The 18,536-nt window shown below is 66.3% G+C and carries 19 protein-coding genes; 8 read left to right on the forward strand and 11 right to left on the reverse strand.

Translation table 11 applies throughout. The features are described from left to right. Positions 1–91 precede the first annotated feature (91 nt). Complete coding sequence (locus CRM90_RS21475) at positions 92–724, forward strand: SOUL family heme-binding protein (protein WP_102808958.1); 633 nt, start codon at positions 92–94, stop codon at positions 722–724. Positions 725–743: 19 nt separating this feature from the next. Here the strand turns inward: CRM90_RS21475 and CRM90_RS21480 are convergent, their stop codons facing one another. After that, on the reverse strand, positions 744–1,226 hold the full coding sequence (locus CRM90_RS21480) for a hypothetical protein (RefSeq protein ID WP_142391416.1): 483 nt from the start codon (positions 1,224–1,226) through the stop codon (positions 744–746). A gap of 313 nt (positions 1,227–1,539) precedes the next feature. Here CRM90_RS21480 and CRM90_RS21485 point away from each other — a divergent pair, with 313 nt between their 5' ends. Next, a complete protein-coding gene (locus tag CRM90_RS21485) occupies positions 1,540–2,229 on the forward strand; it encodes a PAS and ANTAR domain-containing protein (protein ID WP_102808960.1) in 690 nt (229 codons plus the stop codon). 1 nt (position 2,230) lies between these two features. Further along, a complete protein-coding gene (locus CRM90_RS21490) occupies positions 2,231–2,899 on the forward strand; it encodes a M15 family metallopeptidase (protein ID WP_102808961.1) in 669 nt (222 codons plus the stop codon). Positions 2,900–2,910: 11 nt separating this feature from the next. On the opposite strand, the gene CRM90_RS21495 is transcribed toward CRM90_RS21490, so the two are convergent. From CRM90_RS21495 to CRM90_RS21510, 4 genes are read right to left on the reverse strand one after another with little or no spacing between them, the layout of a single operon-like run. Beyond that, entirely contained in the window at positions 2,911–4,101 is a 1,191-nt protein-coding gene (locus CRM90_RS21495; protein WP_102808962.1) for a cytochrome P450, read from the reverse strand. Next, positions 4,094–5,635, reverse strand: a complete 1,542-nt coding sequence (mhpA, locus tag CRM90_RS21500) for a bifunctional 3-(3-hydroxy-phenyl)propionate/3-hydroxycinnamic acid hydroxylase MhpA (protein WP_233209442.1) — start codon at positions 5,633–5,635, stop codon at positions 4,094–4,096. The genes CRM90_RS21495 and mhpA overlap by 8 nt, the downstream gene beginning before the upstream one ends. Beyond that, on the reverse strand, positions 5,632–6,570 hold the full coding sequence (locus tag CRM90_RS21505) for a fumarylacetoacetate hydrolase family protein (protein WP_102808963.1): 939 nt from the start codon (positions 6,568–6,570) through the stop codon (positions 5,632–5,634). The genes mhpA and CRM90_RS21505 overlap by 4 nt, the downstream gene beginning before the upstream one ends. After that, the gene (locus CRM90_RS21510; RefSeq protein WP_102808964.1) at positions 6,567–7,700 is read right to left on the reverse strand and encodes a VOC family protein; all 1,134 of its coding nucleotides are present in this window, start codon (positions 7,698–7,700) and stop codon (positions 6,567–6,569) included. Before CRM90_RS21510 ends, CRM90_RS21505 begins: the two co-directional genes overlap by 4 nt. A gap of 112 nt (positions 7,701–7,812) precedes the next feature. Here CRM90_RS21510 and CRM90_RS21515 point away from each other — a divergent pair, with 112 nt between their 5' ends. Beyond that, the gene (locus CRM90_RS21515; protein ID WP_502693301.1) at positions 7,813–8,475 is read left to right on the forward strand and encodes a TetR/AcrR family transcriptional regulator; all 663 of its coding nucleotides are present in this window, start codon (positions 7,813–7,815) and stop codon (positions 8,473–8,475) included. Here CRM90_RS21515 and dmpG read toward each other — a convergent pair whose 3' ends face one another. The 4 genes from dmpG to CRM90_RS21535 are packed head-to-tail and all read right to left on the reverse strand — an operon-like array spanning position 8,476 to position 11,880. Further along, the gene (gene dmpG, locus CRM90_RS21520) at positions 8,476–9,507 is read right to left on the reverse strand and encodes a 4-hydroxy-2-oxovalerate aldolase (protein WP_502693299.1); all 1,032 of its coding nucleotides are present in this window, start codon (positions 9,505–9,507) and stop codon (positions 8,476–8,478) included. Continuing rightward, positions 9,498–10,466: an acetaldehyde dehydrogenase (acetylating) gene (locus CRM90_RS21525; protein WP_102808966.1), complete on the reverse strand. Its 969-nt coding sequence runs from the start codon at positions 10,464–10,466 to the stop codon at positions 9,498–9,500. Before CRM90_RS21525 ends, dmpG begins: the two co-directional genes overlap by 10 nt. Continuing rightward, on the reverse strand, positions 10,463–11,251 hold the full coding sequence (locus tag CRM90_RS21530) for a 2-keto-4-pentenoate hydratase (protein ID WP_102808967.1): 789 nt from the start codon (positions 11,249–11,251) through the stop codon (positions 10,463–10,465). Before CRM90_RS21530 ends, CRM90_RS21525 begins: the two co-directional genes overlap by 4 nt. Further along, on the reverse strand, positions 11,248–11,880 hold the full coding sequence (locus CRM90_RS21535; RefSeq protein ID WP_102808968.1) for a TetR/AcrR family transcriptional regulator: 633 nt from the start codon (positions 11,878–11,880) through the stop codon (positions 11,248–11,250). Before CRM90_RS21535 ends, CRM90_RS21530 begins: the two co-directional genes overlap by 4 nt. A 106-nt stretch (positions 11,881–11,986) precedes the next feature. Here CRM90_RS21535 and CRM90_RS21540 point away from each other — a divergent pair, with 106 nt between their 5' ends. Genes CRM90_RS21540 through CRM90_RS21550 form a run of 3 tightly spaced genes read left to right on the forward strand, consistent with a single transcriptional unit; the run spans position 11,987 to position 15,422 of the window. Beyond that, entirely contained in the window at positions 11,987–13,561 is a 1,575-nt protein-coding gene (locus tag CRM90_RS21540; protein ID WP_102808969.1) for a bifunctional 3-(3-hydroxy-phenyl)propionate/3-hydroxycinnamic acid hydroxylase, read from the forward strand. Next, positions 13,558–14,424: an alpha/beta fold hydrolase gene (locus tag CRM90_RS21545; RefSeq protein WP_102808970.1), complete on the forward strand. Its 867-nt coding sequence runs from the start codon at positions 13,558–13,560 to the stop codon at positions 14,422–14,424. The genes CRM90_RS21540 and CRM90_RS21545 overlap by 4 nt, the downstream gene beginning before the upstream one ends. Beyond that, positions 14,421–15,422, forward strand: a complete 1,002-nt coding sequence (locus tag CRM90_RS21550) for a VOC family protein (protein WP_102808971.1) — start codon at positions 14,421–14,423, stop codon at positions 15,420–15,422. Before CRM90_RS21545 ends, CRM90_RS21550 begins: the two co-directional genes overlap by 4 nt. A gap of 33 nt (positions 15,423–15,455) precedes the next feature. Here the strand turns inward: CRM90_RS21550 and CRM90_RS21555 are convergent, their stop codons facing one another. Further along, entirely contained in the window at positions 15,456–16,304 is an 849-nt protein-coding gene (locus tag CRM90_RS21555) for an alpha/beta fold hydrolase (protein ID WP_102808972.1), read from the reverse strand. Further along, positions 16,301–17,827 carry a flavin-containing monooxygenase gene (locus CRM90_RS21560; protein WP_102808973.1) on the reverse strand — a complete coding sequence of 509 codons (1,527 nt, stop codon included), beginning with the start codon at positions 17,825–17,827 and terminating at the stop codon, positions 16,301–16,303. Before CRM90_RS21560 ends, CRM90_RS21555 begins: the two co-directional genes overlap by 4 nt. Before the next feature lie 83 nt (positions 17,828–17,910). On the opposite strand from CRM90_RS21560, the gene CRM90_RS21565 reads away from it, so the two are divergent. Next, positions 17,911–18,534 (forward strand): TetR/AcrR family transcriptional regulator, encoded by a 624-nt coding sequence (locus CRM90_RS21565; RefSeq protein ID WP_102808974.1) that lies wholly within the window; start codon positions 17,911–17,913, stop codon positions 18,532–18,534. The last annotated feature ends 2 nt before the right edge of the window (positions 18,535–18,536 follow it).

The raw sequence follows: 18,536 nt of genomic DNA on the forward strand, positions 1-18,536 counted from the left end.
GGCCGACAGCAGGGGAGAAAGTGCGTCAGAAACAGGTAATCGACTTTCACCTGCCGGGAGGGTATGCCTGCAATAGAACAAGGAGGCGCTCGTGTTGAAGACTGTTGCGACAGCGGTGGTGCAAGTCGCCGAGGGCGTGGGCAACATCGTGGGAATTCGGGTTGGCACCGAGGAGCCGGCCTTCACCGTCGAGCGCGTGGTCGACGGTGTGGAGATTCGCCGGTACGGACCCCGCGTCGCGGCCGAGACGGCGATCGATGCCGATGAGGAGTCAGCCCGCAATCAGGGATTCCGGTTGCTGGCGCGCTACATCTTCGGCGGCAATTCCGGCAGCGCCAAGATCGCGATGACCGCGCCGGTGGCCCAACAGCCCAGCGAGAAGATCGCAATGACCGCGCCGGTCGCGACGCAACGCAACGCCTCGGGCGAATGGGTGATCCGTTTCTTCATGCCATCGAAGTACACCCTGGAGACCTTGCCCACCCCGAATGACGACCGGGTGCGGCTCGTGGTGGTTCCCCCCGAGACCGTCGCGGTGCTGCGGTTCAACGGCAGCATCGGCCCCGACGCGGTCTCCGAGCGCACCAGCCAGCTCATGAAAGCCTTGCACCGCAACGACATCGAGCCCACGGGTGAACCCCTGGCGTGGTTCTACGATCCGCCGTGGACGCTGCCGTGCCGCCGCCGCAACGAGGTGGTGGTCGGCGTCGCCGACAGTGCGTGATGGGCTGCGGCGGCCGGCCCTAACTCGCCGGCGCGCCCGCGTCGGCGACGGGTGGCGCGGCTGATGTTCCGACCGGCCCGGTCGGGGTCGACGACATGCCGGGCGGCGGCGCCGCGTTGGCGTCGAGCGGTCGTTGGGTGAGCAACAGCAATGCGTCGCTGCCCGACACCTCCTGGGTGCGCATCGCATGCAGCAGGTCCCGCAGGTAGCTCAACCGGCCTTGCGGCGCGGTGTCGGTGCCCGTGGTGGTGGTGCCCGGCGGCGGGTTGTCCGGGCTGGACAGATGCTGCACCGGCGCCGGCGTCGGCGCGGTCGTTGGCGCGGGGGCCGATACATCTGCCGGCGGGGCGCTGGTGTCGCCGGCCACGACCGTCGGTACGACAGGATCAGCGGGATCGGCCGGGTCGGCGCCCGCCATCGGGGCCGACAAGATGGCCGCGGACACGCCCACCGCGCCGATCCCCAGACAGGCGCTGCGGACCCAGACATGTGCGTTCGTCATGCGCTTCACCGTCATATCCTCCGCGGCTCGCAGGGCGGCGTCCCCATGCCGTGAACGCCCTGTACCGGTGTTGTCGGACCAGAACGCATTTTGTTACATCCGTCACTTGTGTCACCGGAGCCTCAGAAACCGTCAGTTGTTCATGCACGCCAAGAAGCCGCTTGAAAACGAACCGGTGGACGGTGTAGAAAAAAATGCCCGCAGAACCTGGGATGGCGATGGGTTCTGCCTACACGGCACTCGTCGGCGTCCAGGTTCCTGCGGAGAATCGTGGAGGGCGACAACCGAACGGGTTGTCGGACGAGGGGTGTCAATGGTTGCGGATCAGAATCCGGCGACAGACAGCGACGACGGCGTGGCCGGCGTCCGTCCGCAGCAGGTCGGACAGTTTCGGTTCTACTTCGCCGACGAGCGCTGGGAATGGTCGGACGAGGTCCAGATGATGCACGGCTACGAGCCGGGCACGGTCTCGCCCACCACCGAGCTGGTGCTGTCCCACAAACATCCGGACGACTACCAACAGGTGGCAACCACGCTGGACGACGTCCGACGGCACCACCAGGCCTTCAGCACCCGGCATCGGATCGTCGACACCACCGGCCAGATCCATCACGTGATCGTGGTGGCCGACAAGCTGCTCGACGACAGCGGCGAGGTGGTCGGCACCGAGGGCTTCTACGTCGACGTCACGCCCACCGAAGACCGTAATCAGAAGCAGTTCAGCCAGGCTATCGCCGAGATCGCCGAGAACCGGGCGACCATCGAGCAGGCCAAGGGCATGCTGATGGTTGTGTACGGCATCGAGTCCGAGGCGGCGTTCGAACTGCTGCGCTGGCGGTCCCAGGAGGCCAACATCAAACTGCGACTCTTGGCCGAGCAGGTGGTCGCTGATTTCGTCGCCCTCTCCCAGTCGGACAGTTCACCGTCGCGGGCGGCCTACGACAACCTGTTACTCACCGCCGACCGGCGGCTGGAGACTCCGCCGCAGACCCAGTCGTCCTGACATGAGCGCGATTCGGACGGTGCCGACCCTCGCAGCGGCGGTCGTGATCGGCATCGGGGCGGCGGTGCCGGCCGGTGCAGCACCCGGCGCCGAGGTTCCGCCGGTGAGCCCGCAGGCCGCGGCGGCCGGCTTCGTCGATGTGCGAACGGTGGTGCCTGACGCGGTCGTCGATCTGCGCTATGCGACCCCGAACAACTTTGTCGGTGTGCCGCTCTACCCCGCTGACGCGCGGTGCCTGGTGCACAACTCGATGGCGCCGGGGCTGGCGAAGGCCGCCGACGATCTCCGAGCGCAAGGAGACGTGCTGGTGTTCTGGGATTGCTACCGCCCGCACGACGTTCAGGTCCGGATGTTCGACGAGGTGCCCAATCCGGCGTGGGTGGCCAAGCCCGGTCCGTATGCGCGCAGCCACGAGGCGGGACGGTCCGTCGACGTGACGATCGCCGAGCGCGGCCGGCTCGTCGACATGGGCACGGACTTCGACGACTTCTCCGCCCGCGCGCAGGCATACGCCACCGCCGGGGTCAGCGCGGCGGCACAAGCGAACCGCGCCCGGCTGCGTGCCGCGATGGCCGACGGCGGCCTGGCGGTCTATTCCGGTGAGTGGTGGCATTTCGACGGCCCCGGCGCCGGGGTTCAGCGCCCGATCCTCGACGTACCGGTCAACTAGCGCGCCGCCGGTCAGGCCGCCACGAGTCGCAACGGAAGCCGCTCATAGCAGCGGATGATGTTGTTCACCGCCCACGTTGGCGGGCCGGCGAGTTCGATCCGGCTGACGCCGTCACACAGCGCGCGCAACATCGCCTGCATCTCCAGGCGCGCAAGCGCCTGGCCCGCGCAGGCGTGTGTTCCGTGGCCGAACCCGAGGTGTCGGCCCGCATTGCGACGGATATCGAACTCATCGGGCTGCTCCCATTCGTGCTCGCAACGATTGGCCGAGGCATAGAGCACCAATACTCGTGATCCGGAGGGCAATTCGACGCCGGACACCTCGGTGGTGCGACGGGCTTTGCGACTGAACGCGCGCAGTGGCGATTCGTAGCGCAGCACCTCGTTGACGGCACCAGGAACCAGCGCCGGGTCAGCGCGAAGCAGATCCCACTGGCCGGGGTGGCGCGCGAACAACGCCAGTGCGCTGGCGATTCCGCTGATGGTGGTGTCCAAGGATGGCACCAGATAGTCCACCATGAGCGCGGAGCATTCCTGCGCGCTCATCGCGCCACCCTTTGCCGCCTCGAGGATTTCATGACCCATGCTGCCGGGCAGCACAGTGCGGTCGCGGACCACGGCGCGCGCGAACCGCAGCATCTGGAGGCTGGCCGGCACCGACCGCGCGGCGTGCCGATTCAACGGACCCAGCACATCGAACGTTGCACCGCCCCAGCGCAACAGGTGCTGTCGCCGATCCCGGGGCCAACCGACCAGGTCGGGTACCACTGAAACCGGAAGCGCCGTAGCGAGATCCGCGACGCCGTCGACGTTGCGCCGGCGAACCGCACTCGCGACGAGATCCCTGGCTTGGCTGTCGATGACCTCGTCGAGCTCTCGCAGGGCTCTGGGGAGCATCCGGTGGGCCAGCAGCTTGCGCCGTCGGTCGTGCTCCTCACCGTCGCTGTTGAGCGTTGTGCCCCGCGAGAGCTTGTTGAACACCGCGGAAAGACCGACGCCGTCGCCGGAGATGAACCCGTCGTCGTCGCGCAACACCGTCTTGCATTCGGTGTAGCGAGCGAGCGCATACACCCGCTGTTTGGGCAACCAGACCACCGGGCCCAGCTGTCGCAGCCGCGCGTAGTGCGGGTATGGGTCGAGGATCGCCTGCGTCGAGTACAGGTCCGGCTCGTAGGTCGGGACCGCGATGGCCGGCCTAGACATGGGCGGCCTGGACGTGCGGCGCGAAAGCCGGCACTGCGTCAAGCACTTTCGCCACGCTCCGGCCCGCTGTCAGCACGGTACGGTCCGGACGGACCACCGCCACCGCGGCCCGCCCGGCGCGTAGCCATGACGCCAATTCCGTACCGGGCTGCGCCGCTATCACGACGGCGCCACGGCGATCCATCTCGTCGCGTTGCGCTGTGGTGATTGGCACCGCGGTGACCACCGCGAATGCGCGGCCCACGATCTCGTCGAATCGTTTGCCGTTCGACACAATCGGGTTCGGGCAGAGTCTGCCGGCAAGCTGTCGCCGTCCCGGCGACCTCATGACCAGGCCACTGGCGCGCAGTCCCGGTGTCGCACTGTCCACGGCCTTGTCTCGTACGCCGGGGATCAGGTGCAACCGGGGCACGACGATTCTGCGCAGCGCATCTCCGACGCGACCCCCTGCGGTCATTGCCGCTCCCACAGCCAGCGCGAAGCGGATGAGATTGCGGGCGTGCGGCTTTCGCTCGTCCTCGTAACTGCCGAGCACCGCCTCGGGCAGCCAGCCGCTGATCACGCCCGCCAGCTTCCACGACAGATTCATCGCGTCGCGCAGTCCCGCACCCAATCCCTGGCCGATGAACGGCGGGGTCAGGTGAGCGGCGTCGCCCAGGATGAACATGTTCGACCGGCGCCACCGGGTGGCGATCTGAGCCCGGAAGGTGTACTCGGCGACCCGCACGAGATCCAGTTCGTCGGGGGCCACTCCGTCCACCCAGGGACGGATCAGCGGATACAGCGCCGCAAGCGTGGCATAGTCGTCGGCGGTTTCCTCCTCGAGCAACCGGAACTCCCACCGGTAGCGGGATGGTCCGATGCGCATGTAGGTGGCGGCGCGGCCGGGGTCGCAGACTTGGTGCACGCCGTCCCACTGGCCCAGGTCGGCGTCGGTCATCACGTCGGCGACGAGCCAGCGTTGCTGAAACTTCAGGTCGTCCATGGCCGAACCGATCGCCTTGCGCACCAGACTGTTCGCGCCGTCGCAACCGAGCACATAGCGCGTCTCGACACAGTGCTGCTCGCCGGTGGACCGGTCGGTGACGGTGACGCGTGCACGGTCGGCGCTGATCGGCACGACGTCGATAACTTCGGTGTTGCCCCGTAATACGGCGTTCGGATGCTTCTCGAGGTTGTCGCGCAGCAGTCGTTCCAGATCCGGCTGGTCGAACATGTTGGCCTGCGGATAGCCGTTGGCGCTCAGCGCCTCTTCACGGCGGAACTCGGCCAGCACACGCATGTCCGGATCGCGGAGCTGAAGCCCACGGGCCGGGCGTGAGATCGCCGCGAACTGCTCGCCGACTCCCAGTCCCGCTAACAGCCGGAACACCTCGTCGTCGAGGTGGACCGCGCGCGGCTGAGGATAGACATCAGTCCAGCGGTCCAGCACCAGGCAGTCGACGCCGTATCGGGCGAGTGCGGTCGCCGCCGATACGCCTGTCGGGCCGGCACCGACGATCACCACAGGCATGAAGGCGGGCAGCGCCGTCATGCGAATCTGATTGGGTTGCGCTGAGTTCCGAGGTCGATCTTGCCGTCGTCGGTTCCGACCGTGGCCTCGACGATGTCGCCATCATGCAGATAGTTGGTGTTCTTGGCCTGGCCCGCGAAGAACAGTTTCCACTTCAGTTCGTCAGGCAGCAGGGCGGAGAGCTTCTGCACCGCTTTGGGGGGTGCGGACAGTGCTGTACCGACCGGGGTGCCGGTCAGTATCAGGTCACCGGCGGACAGTGCCTGGAAGCGGGTCAGCGCCGCCAGGGCCTGGACCGGCTTGTAGATCATGTCGGCCTTGACCGTGCTGTCCTGCCGGAGTTGCCCGTTGACCTTGAGTCGTAGCCGCAGGTCGTCGAAGCGGGCCAGTTCGTCGCGGTCCACCAGCACCAGGGCTGGTCCCACCGGGGTGAAACCTGGATACGACTTGCCTTCGTAGAACTGAGTTTTGGTCAACTGGACATCCCGCGCGCTGACATCATTGGTCACCACAAGTCCGCAGATATAGTCGGCGAGGTTGTCCGCGGTGACAGTGGTGCCGACGGGGACGTCGGCACCGATCACCAGGCCGATCTCCACCTCGTAGTCCAGCAGTCGGACGTGGGCGGGCTTGACGATGTCGTCGACGGGCCCGGTGATGGACCCCGATGCCTTCCGAAAGAACGTCAGCGGCACCGACTTCGGGTCGCCTCCGGTGTCGATGACATGCGACGCGAAGTTCGTCATCTGCGCAACGACGCGACATGGGGCGGTGACCGGCGAGAGCAGTTCGAGCGTCGCCGGCGCCACCGTCTCGGTGTTGGCGACCGCGGCATCGATGGCCGTCCGGTCGGCCAGCAGCGCAGCGGTGGTGGTTGCCGTGGTGGCGATCCGGGCGACTGAGTCGGCTGTGCCGGCCCACCATCCGTCAGCTGTGCGATAGACCGAAATCGTCATGAGCGTGCCACTTTCAGTAGTCCCCGCAGGCGGGTGAGGTCGAATTCGTTGTCGTCGCGGACAGCGTTCAGCATCGAGCGCAGCTCGCGTAGTGATTCCTTGCCGGGGGCGATGCCGAGGAAGTCTTTGGTCACCGGCGGCCCCCACTGGGCGAGCCCGGAGGCCGTCATCGGCGCCCATCCTGGTTCCAGGGTGTTGTCGAACAAGTCGCCGTCGCTGAAGTGTTCGACCAGGAAGCCGTCCGGATCGCGCCAGTAGTCGAAGATCTGACTTCCCTGAATATGACGACCGATACCCCATGACCTGCGAAAGCCGCGCTCTCGCAGGTACTCGCCGCCGGCGGCGATCGCATCGAGATCGCTTACCTGATAGGCGGAGTGGACATAACGGTCCGCCGGTCCGAGCACCATGGCCATGGTGTGATGGTCGGTGGGTGTCGCCCCCTGGTCGCACCGGATGAAACTCATGGTCGGCCCCCGCTCGCGCTGGCCGGGGTAGTAGAGAAAGTCACTGACGATCAGACCGAAGTGCTCCAGATACCAGTCCAGCGACCGCCGGTACGTGGTGCTCTGCAGCACCACGTGTCCGAGTCGCTGAATCCGCGCCGGCTCGCGCACCGGTCGCTGAGTCGCGTTCGTACGCAGCACCTCTCGACCGAAATTGAACGTATGAACGGGCTGGGCCGGCTGTTCCGGAAGGTCACGCATGCCGGCCACGACGCGCACCGGCATTCCGGCCGGGTCCACGAGTTCGACGGTCACGCCGCCGATGCTGTCCGGCGACTGACGGGTCAGTGTCCCGGTGGCCGCCGCCAGCCGCTCGACGTCAGCGACGTCGTGCGCGGCGAACGCGGGACCCACGAATCGTGAGCGCGGCCCGCGACGGATGATCACGCACACCGTGCCGCCGTCCGCGCCGCGCAGGTGCAACTCCCGATCGGTGCGCAGCTCGGTGGTGAACCCGAATGCGTGCGCGAACGTCTCGGCGCGGGTCAGGTCCGGCTTCTCGAACTCCAACCACGCGAGATCACGCACTTTGATGATGGGGTTCTTCGCCCGGCCCGGGTGTTCGCCGCGCAACGCACCCTGGTCGCTGTGCAGATTGCGATGGGTGTCGAGGTGCTGCGTCACAGCGTCCCCTTTCCTCGACTGTCGAATACTGACGAAATCATCACTTACGAGGACATCATCAGTCAAGACTTCTGACGAAATCATCAGAAATGACATTTGCTGCTAATATCTGCTGATGGCAAGTGATGCCGCGGCGGGAAACCGCCTGGAACGACGCAAGATGCAGACCCGGGCTGCGCTCGTTCGCGCAGCTCAAAGCTTTATCGCCGCCGGAAAGCTGAATGCGCCGGTACTGGAGATCACCCAGGCCGCCGATGTCGGGATGGGCTCGTTCTACAACCACTTCGATAGCAAGGAACAGCTGTTCGAGGCCGCGGTCAACGACATCCTGGATGCACTGGGCGCACTGTTGGACAGGCTCGCGGTGGACGGCGAGGACCCGGCACTGACCTTCGCCCGCAGCTTCCGGATCGTCGGGCGCTTATTCCGCCAGCGACCCGAGACCTCGCGCGTGCTGCTCAACGCGGGCCTGACGCTGATGTTCGCCGACCGGGGGCTGGGCCCACGGGCGCTGCGCGACATCACTGTCGCGGCCGAAGCGGGTCGGTTCACGGTGACCGATCCCGAGCTGGCTCTGTCCGTCGCCGCAGGGGCACTGATGGGCCTGGGCCAGCTCCTGCAGAATCAGCGCGAGCGCGACGGCGCCGAGGCCGCGGACAGCGCCACCCGCAGCGTCCTGATGATGCTCGGTGTCAGCCCGGGCGAAGCCGAGGACATCTGCCGCCTGCCGCTCCCCGATCTCGACGAACTGATGGGGTCGGACTCGGCTGCGTGATCAGCCGTGACCTCGGGGTGCGCCGGCGAGCACATCGAGTGCGATGTCGACGAGCATGTCTTCTTGCCCGCCGACCATCCTGCGACGCCCCGCCTCCTCGAGAAGAGTTCGGGCATCGACGCCGTAACGCTCGGCGGTGGCCTCGGCATGCCGCAGAAAGCTCGAGTAGACCCCGGCATAACCGAGGGTCAGCGTCTCCCGGTCGACCCGCACCGGTCGGTCCTGCAGCGGGCGAACCAGATCATCGGCGGCATCTTCGAGTGCATGGAGGTCGCAGCCATGCGACCAGCCCATCCGGGACGCAGCCGCGATGAACACCTCCAGCGGAGCGTTACCGGCGCCGGCGCCCATCCCCGCCAACGACGCGTCGACGCGGCAGGCCCCGTGCTCCACGGCGACAAGCGAATTCGCCACGCCCAGAGACAGATTGTGGTGGGCATGGATGCCGATCTGTGTGCTGGGCAGGAGCGTCTGGCGAAGCGCGTCGACCCGGTCGGCGACGGCGGGCATCACCATCGCGCCACCCGAGTCCACAACGTAGATGCAGCTCGCCCCAAAGTTCTCCATCAGCTTGGCCTGACCAGCCAGCGCGTCGGGAGTGGCCATGTGGCTCATCATGAGAAACCCGACCGCATCCATGCCGAGCTCGCGCGCGACGGTGATGTGTTTGGCGGCGGTGTCCGCTTCGGTGCAGTGGGTGCCCACCCGCACCACGGTGGCGCCGGCCCGGTGCGCGTCTCTGAGGTTGCGCACGGTCCCGATACCGGGCAGCACCAGGGTCGCGACCCTGGTGCTGCGCACCACCGACGCGACGGTTTCGATCCACTCGAGATCGGTATGCGCACCGAAACCGTAGGCGCACGTCGAGCCGGCCAGACCGTCGCCGTGGGCCACTTCGATGGAGTCCACCCCGGCGTCATCGAGCGCCCCGGCGATCGCCGCGACCTGGTCGAGGCTGTACTGGTGGCGGACGGCGTGCATACCGTCCCGCAGGGTGACGTCGCTGATGTACAGCTGGCCATTCACGCCCATGCTCCGGCGGTTCTGTTGGTGTGCAGAGCAATTCGCTCGGCCGTCGCTTTGGCGGCTGCGGTCATGATGTCGAGGTTGCCCGCGTAGGCAGGCAGATGATCGGCGGCGCCGGTCACCTCGATCAGCGTGGTGACTCGAGTACCGACGAACGTGCCCGTCTCCGGAATGAACAGCGGGTTGTCGGCGGTGAAGAACTCGAACTGGACCCGCTGCTTGAGCCGGTAGCCGGGGACGTACGCCCGCACCCTGTCGACCATGACCTCGATAGACTGCTCGATCGCGCCAGGGTCGACGTCTCCGTCCACCAGGCAGTACACGGTGTTGCGCATCATGACCGGCGGGTCCGCGGGGTTGAGGATCATCATGGCGCGTCCTCGCTGGGCTCCCCCGACCGAAACCACCGCGGCCGCAGTGGTTTCAGTGAACTCGTCGATACTAGCCCGAGTTCCGGGGCCGGCCGACTTCGAGGCGATCGCGGAGACGATCTCGGCATACGACACGTGGCCGACCTGCCCCACCGCTGCGACGATCGGCACCGTCGCCTGCCCACCGCAGGTCACCAGGTTGAGATTGGGCACGTCGAGGTGATCGTCGAGGTTGACCACCGGCACGGCGTAGGGGCCGACCGCTGCCGGAGTCAGGTCGAGCACGCGTACACCCGTGTCGGCCAGCCGGTCCCAGTTCGCGTAGTGAGCCGAGGCCGAGGTCGCGTCGAAAACCAGCCTGATGTCCGGAAATTCCGGCATTTGCACCAGTCCGTCGACACCTTCCGCGGTCGTCGGCACGCCCAGTTGCCTCGCGCGAACCAGACCCTCGGAATCCGGGTCGATACCGACCATCGCTGCCAGTGCGAGCGGCCCGTCGCTGCCCTGGATCTTGACCATCAGATCCGTGCCGATGTTGCCGGAGCCGAGGATCGCGACCGGCCAGCGCGGTCCCGGGGAGACGGCTCTACTCACGTGAATCTCACGGACACGGCACCCAAACCGGTAATCGCGGCAGAGGCGATATCACCGGAACTGACAAACGCGGCCGCGGTGAAGGAGCCCGACATCACGAATTGCCCTGCCGCGAGCTCTGTTCCGAACTCGCTGAGCGAATTGGCCAGCCAGGCGACCGCGGCTGCCGGGTCACCGAGGACGGCCGAACCCAAGCCGGTGTCGACCTCATGCCCGTTGAGCCGCAGGGATGCTCGGCTGGCGGCCAGGTCGAGGTGTTCGGAGTACGGAACCCACTCACCGACGACCACAGCACCGGAACTCGCGTTGTCGGCCACCGTGTCGCGCAGAGTCAGCTTCCAGTCGCGGATTCGGCTGTCGACGATCTCGAGGGCCACCGCCACCGCGCTGGTCGCTGCACGCACGTCGCGGACGGTGACGTTCGGGCCGCGCAGCGGAGCCCGCAGCAGGAAGGCCACCTCGGGTTCGACCCGGGGCGCGCAGAACCGGGCACACTGCGCCGTCGAGTCGTTGGCCAGCACCATGTCGTCGAGGATGTAACCGAAGTCGGGTTCGTCCACACCCAGAAGGGTTTGCATCGGCTCGGAGGTCAAACCGATCTTGTGGCCGACCACGCAGCGGCCGGCGCCGAGGTGGCGAGCCAGGTTCACCTTCTGGATGGCGTAGGCGTCCCCGACGTCCATTCCGGGATAGCGACCGGTCAGCTGATCGGTCGGGCGGGCCTGCTCGGCAGCAACCGCGAGTATGCCGGCAGCGTCTTCGATCTCACTGCGCGACAGCATCATCGAGCGTTCTCTTCGACCATCCGCATCGCGGTCGCATACAGGGCTTGCCCGTGCAGGGTGAACAAGGACACCAGATCGACCGCGTCTCCCCCGATCTCCTTGGCGATGAACAGCCCGTCGGCACCGGCGATCGCATACGTCGCGAGCTCCCGGACCTGCCCCTCGGTCAGTCCGATCGCCAGACGATCGAGGCTTCGACTCATCGCGTCGAAGGCTTCTTCGCGGACCTTGACGAACATCGCCCGCGCCCTCGGTTCGACCGGCCGGCGCTCGAGCGCCAGCATGAGGCCCAGGCGCAGGAAGTCGGGTGACTCCATCAGCGCCTTGGCGGTCCCCGTTGCGACATCCATCAGACGGTCGACCGCAACCAGATCCTCGGGCAACTGCCAGACCGCCATCCAGTTGTTGAAGCTGCGTTCGATCACCGCGGCGATCAGGTCGTCCTTGTCGGCGAAATGCCAGTAGATCGAGCTGGCGGGCAGTCCGCACTTTGCGCTCACCGCACCGATACTCGTTCCCTCGTAACCGCGTTCGGCTGCGATCTCGGTGGCGGCGTCGAGGATTCTGGTGCGCGACAGTTCGCCGTCCACCCGCTTGGCACGGCGCTTCGGCTTGTCCGCTGTGGCCATTTCCGCCTCATCTCTTGACTCTGTAGTGATCACTACACTACCGTAGCGATCACTACGGAACAAGTGCCCGTCACCGTGGACGTGGCAGCCGGGATCGGAGACAGCTATGAACAGCGCCTCGACGTACGACGTCGCGATCGTCGGCTACGGCCCGGTGGGTGCGACCGCCGCCAACCTGCTCGGCCAGCTGGGCCTGAGAGTTGTGGTGGTGGAACGCGACCCCGATGTCTACTTCCGGGCCAGGGCCATCTCCACTGACGAGGAGGTGCTGCGGATCTGGCAACAGGTCGGGTTGGCTGACCAGCTCAACGCCGACATGCTGCCCGGTGCCGGCGCTGACTTTGTCGACGCCCGCGGCGTGAGCATTGTCAAACTGCTCCCCGCGGATCGGGGCAACGGCCACCCGCCGCAGCAGTTCATCTACCAGCCGGCGGTGGAGGGCGTCCTGCGAAAGGGCGTGGCCCGATTCCCCAACGTGTCGCTGCTTCTCGAACACGAGTGTCTACGTCTGACCCAGCGGTCCGACTCGGTCGAGTTGATGCTGGCCGACCTCACTCACGACCAGTTCAAACGCATCAGGGCCAGCTATGTGATTGCCGCAGACGGCGGCTCGAGCGCGATTCGCGGACAGTTGGGCGTCGGTTTCACCGGCCGAACGTATTCGGAGCGCTGGATCGTCATCGACACCAAGGTGATCGAAAGCTGGCCGGGTCACGACCAACTCCGCTTTCACTGCAACCCCGAACGTCCGACGGTCGATTGCCCCACTCCGCTGGGCCACCACCGATGGGAATTCCCGGTGCGCGAGCACGAAGACGAGGATGACCTCCTCACCGAGGATGCGATCTGGAAAGTATTGCACCAACAGGGAATAACGCGAGCGAACGTCCAGATCATCGGCTTCGCCTGCTACAACCACCACGTCCGATTCGCCGACCGGTGGCGAGTGGGCCGGGTCTTTCTCGCCGGGGATGCGGCGCATGCGATGCCGCCATGGATCGGCCAGGGTATGTGCGCGGGCATCCGCGACGTCGCGAACCTGTGCTGGAAACTGCACGCCGTGGTGACCGGTTCTCTTCCAGATTCAGTGCTCGATACCTATCAGGAAGAACGGCTGCCGCACGTCAAGGAAGTCACCAGTCGCGCGGTGAAGGTCGGCAACATCATCATCGAGCACAACCCCTTTCGAGCGGCCGTGCGCAGTCGATTCTTCCGATTCGTAGGGAAGCTCCCCGGCTTCACGGCGTGGTTGCGTAATCACCGATGGCTTCCGGATGCGCGCTACCGGGCCGGCCTGCTCGCGCACAACGGCACCGCGGCCACCGGCTGGCTGATGCCTCAGCCGTGGGTCCTCGACGAGCACGGTGCCAGCGTTCGCCTCGATGACCTCATCGCAGGCAAATGGACGATCGTGCACACCGGCACCGAACAATCCTGGCTGCCTTGGCGCTTGGCGGGCGTCCCGGTCGTGAAGATCGCTGCGCCAGGTAGCGCCCCGGGTGCCGACGGCATCGTCGACCGCGACGGCAGGCTCATCGACTGGCTGGCCAAGAAGACGGCAACGGTCCTGGCGGTGCGGCCCGACGGGTTCGTCTACGCGGCCGGCGACGACGCCCACCCCCTGCCCGCTCCCCCGACCGGGCTCACCGTACGAGCCACCCGAGTGAAGGACCACGCATGACCACTGTGCAATCCGAGTACCACGTCCGCGCCAACGGCGCCGATATCTTCGTGACGGACACCGGCGGTGACGGCCCGCCTGTCGTGCTGCTGCACGGTGGTGGTCCCGGGGCGTCGGGGTTGTCGAATTTCTCGCGCAACATCGACGCGCTGGCCCGCCGTCACCGAGTCGTGGTCCCCGACATGCCCGGCTACGGCCGGTCGAGTAAGTACGTCGATCATCGTGATCCGTTCGGCTACCTGGCCGACACCTTGCGCGTCCTGCTCGACGAATTGGGATTCGACACAGCTCATCTGGTGGGCAACTCCTACGGCGGTGCGGCCGCGCTTCGCCTGGCGCTGGACACCCCGCACCGAGTCGGCAAGCTGGTCCTCATGGGCCCGGGCGGGATCGGCACCACCCGCGGCCTGCCCACCGCCGGATTGAAGAACCTGCTGTCGTATTACCCGGGTGACGGACCCAGCCGCGACAAGCTCGCCACGTTCATCCGCGACTATCTGGTCTTCGACGGCGCGGCAGTCCCCGACGAGCTGATCGATCTGCGGTATCAGGCGTCGATCGATCCTGAGGTGGTCGCCAACCCGCCGCTGCGCCGGCCGTCCGGGATACGCACCCTGTGGCGAATGGATCTGACCCGGGACAAACGACTGCGCCGGCTCGGCACCCCCACCCTGGTGTTGTGGGGCCGCGACGACAAGGTCAACCGCCCCACGGGCGGGCCGATGCTGGCCAATCTGATGCCCAACGCCGAACTCGTCATGACCTCGCACACCGGGCACTGGATGCAGTGGGAGCGAGCTGATCTGTTCAACGATCTGGTGGCCGAGTTCCTGTCCCCCGCATCGAAGCTGGCCCTGGCATGAACACCGACGTGTTCGGCCGAGTCCATCTGGGCTACCTCGTCGTCGAAACCGAGAAGTTCTCCGACTGGGCCAGATTCGGCCGCGACGCCATCGGCATGCACCTCGACGACGCGCTGCCCGACGTGCTGCGGTTCCGCCTCGACGACAACGCCTGCCGCTTCCTGGTGCAGCGCGGACCCGCTGAAGACACCGTCGCCCTGGGCTGGGAGGTCGACGACCACCGGTGCTTCGAGACCATCGAAGCACGGGTGCGCGGCCACGGAGTGCTGGTGACCCAGGGTTCACCGGAGGAATCCGCATTGCGCGGTGTCGAGCGTTTCATCCGCTTTCCGGGTCCCAACGGGCTGACCCAGGAGGTGTACGTCAGGTCCGGCTCCGCGCATACGCCGCTGCAACTCGGCACCAGTGGATTCGTCACCGGCACAGGTGGACTCGGCCATGTCGCGATCGCGACCAGTAAGCCACACCAGATGCGCGGGTATTACAGCACGGTGTTCGATGCGCGTCTGTCCGACTACATCGACGAGACGATCAGCGGACTGAAGTTCAAGATCCGGTTCCTGCGGGTCAACGAACGTCATCACAGCGTCGCCATCGCCTCGGTGAACCGACTGCCGGTCAACCCCATCCGTACCCGGATCCAGCACTGCAACGTCCAGGTCGCCGAACTCGACGACATGACACTGGCCTACCAGAGAGTGAAGGAACTCGGATTCGACATGGCGCTGTCCATCGGCCAGCACACCAACGACAAGGAGCTGTCGTTCTATGCGGTGAGCCCGTCGGGCTTCGAATGGGAAGTGGGCTGGAACCCCATCGTCGTCGACGAATCCACCTGGGAACCAAGTACGCACGCAGGCATCAGCATCTGGGGCCACACCCCGGAGGGCAGCACGGTCGTCCAGCTGATGGAGCGCTTCAAGACGGGTGCGCACTCGATGCTGCACCGCGAAGCCACCATGCCCGCTCTGGCCGGAGCCGGCATAGCCGATGACTGAGCAAGGACAGCACGCGACTCGCATGCGCTGAGATCACGCGTTGGCGCGCTCCAGGAATGGCAGCAGCAGGTCGGCGAACCGCTTCGGGCATTCGAGCTGCGGCATGTGGCCGACGCGGTTGAGCAGGTGGACCTCGGCGTGGGGATATACCTTCATCGCCGTACGGATGTGGTGTGCGGGCAGGATGCGATCCCGGGTGCCCCAGACGATCAGCGTCGGACGCGGCGTCCGGGCCACGCCCGCGGCGAGCTCACGGCGCCACTCTGGACGCACCCCGCGTGGCGTGCCGAGCGCCAGCGCGGTCTCGCGCATCACCTCGCCGGCACCGGGCACAGACCCGACGGCGAACGCGTGGTCGATGCGCTCTTTGGTGGCGATTGCCTTGTCCCCGTGGATCAGACGCTCCATCAGCACGGCACTCGCGCGGGTGGGTCGCCGGATGCTCATCGGGCCGAGTACCGGCATCGTGAGCATCCGCAGCAGCATGGTCACCTCGCTGCCGAAGCCGGCGCTGTTGACCAGAGCCAGGCTCGCGATCCGCTCCGGCTGATCGACGAGCAGCTGCTGGGCGATGGCGCCGCCGAGCGAGTTACCCACCACATGGACGGGCCTGTTCTCCCCCAACGCATCGAGGGCGGCGGTGACGCCCTCCGTCAGCACCGGCAAGGTGATGGTTTCTTGCGGGCGCTCGGAGAAGCCGAAACCGGGCACGTCGAGCGAGATCGTCCGGTACGACTTGGCCAGCCGTTCGTGCTGCGGCGCCCAATCCTCCAGGCTGCGACCGATCCCGTGGATGAGCAGAACCGGTGGGCTTCCGGGATCACCGTCCACCCGGACCCGGGTGCGACGACCCTCCACCTCCACGAAGGCGGTGCGACTCATGCCCGGGCCAGGCCTGAAACCGCCTCCGCGCCAACGGCTGTGCTGAACCGCAACGCCGGATCCTCGACGGAGCCCTTACGCAGCCGGTCGTGATCCGCCCAATAATCCATCTCGACCGTCCAAGGACCGGACGACCCCTGCTGGGGGAACAGGTCGACCGACCGCTGCACGTAGCCGGCCGAGAAGTCGAGCATCGGGCGCTTGTCCATGTGCGGGTCATCGACGATGGGAACCACCGTCGTATAACCATGCCGATCCATGTACGCCATCAGGCGGCACAGGTGCTCGCACACCAGGCCGACCTTCAACGTCCACGACGAGTTCGTGTAGCCGAACGCGAACGCCAGGTTGGGGATGTCCGAGATCATGAAGCTCTTGTACAGCAGCGAATCGTGCGGGTTCTTCACCTCGCCGTCGACGGACACCTGGATTCCGCCGAGCGGAAGCAGCTTCAAACCTGTTGCGGTGACGATGATGTCGGCGTCGAGCGTCGTCCCGGACTCCAGCAGGATCCCGGTCTTGGTGAACCGCGCGATGCGGTCGGTGACCACCGACGCCTTGCCCCGCGCGATCGAGCGGAACAGGTCCGCGTCGGGCACCGCGCACAACCGCTGGTCCCAGGGGTTGTAGGTGGGGTTGAAGTGAGTGTCGACCTCGAAGCCTTCGGGCAGAGCCTTGACGTTCAACGAGCGGATGATCCGGCGTGCCAGCTTGGGGTGGCGCTGGCACAGGTTGTAGATGAACCGTCCCTTGCCGATGTTGAAGCGACGCGTTGCGGCGTAGGCAGCCTTGGCCGGCAGCACCTTGCGCAGCGAGTTGGCGATGGGGTCCTTGCGCGGCAACGGCATCACATAGGACGGCGAGCGCTGCAGCATGGTGATGTGTTCGACCTCGCCGGCCATCGCGGGGATCAACGTCACCGCGGTGGCACCACTGCCGATCACGACAACCTTCTTACCCGTGTAGTCGAGATCTTCCGGCCAGGACTGCGGATGCACGATGCGTCCCTCGAAGTCCTCTTCACCCTCGAAGTGCGGTCGGTGCCCGCCGGCGTAGTCGTAGTAGCCGGTGGCGCCGAACAGCCAGTCGCAGGTCACCTCGAACTGCTCGCCGTCACGCTCGAGGACGACCGTCCACTGCGCGGTGGCCGAGTCGAAGTCAGCCTTCAACACCTTGTGGTGCAGATAGATTCGACGGCCCAAGTCGTCCTCATCGACGACCTCGTGCAGGTAGTCGAGGATCTCGTGGGCGTCGGCGATCGCATTGTCCGACGTCCACGGCTTGAACTCGTAGCCGAAGGTGTGCAGGTCGGAATCCGACCGGATGCCCGGATAGCGGAACAGATCCCAGGTGCCGCCGATCGCATCGCGACTGTCGACGATCGCGAAGCTCTTGCCGGGCTGCATGGTGGCCAGATAATGGCCCATCCCGAGACCGGAGATACCGGCACCGACGATCAGTACATCGACGTGGCCGCGCAGCGGCTGCGTCGGGCGGATCTGGTTGAGCGAGTTCACGGTCATTCGGACACCCTCTGGCGTAGAAACTGTAACGTGAATAGTGTTATAGTTTTGCGGATCAGTGTCAAGGGTTCGAGGGAGTTGCGATGACCACCGTGTCGGTTCCGCGGCGGGCGCCGGTTCAGGCCCGCAGCCGCCAGACCGTCGCCCGAATCCTCGACGCGGCCGCCGCCATTGCCGATGAGCAGGGCATTGACGCCGCAACCACCCGCACGATCGCCGACCGCGCCGGAGTGTCGTACCCCTCGCTGTACCGGTTCTTCGCCGACCGCGACGCGATTTTCGACGAGCTGATGGAGCGGCACTGCACCGAGATCGACGCCCGGTGCGTCGCCGCCGAGCAGACGTGGACGATCACCTCGATCTCCGATCTGCTCAACAACGAGATCGACCTGCACGTCGACTACTACCGCAGGCATCCGAGCGCGGCCGGGATGTGGATGGGTGGTCGGACCTCCCCCACCGTGACCAAACATGTGCACGCACGAATGCACACCCTCGCCGACCGGCTGCACAACATCCTCGTCGGCGTCGGCCTGCTCCCCGCCGACACCGACCCGCGAGCAATGCTGGTGGCCGTGGAGATGGCCGATCGCATGCTGGAGCTCTCCTACCGGGACAACAGCGAGTTCGACGAGGCGATTCTCGACATCGGACGGGCCGCGTTGCTCGCCTTCGGTGAATCGCTGGCGGCCCGGCTGCACGCCTGACG

This window comes from Mycobacterium sp. ENV421 (assembly GCF_002887815.1).
Taxonomy (GTDB): domain Bacteria; phylum Actinomycetota; class Actinomycetes; order Mycobacteriales; family Mycobacteriaceae; genus Mycobacterium.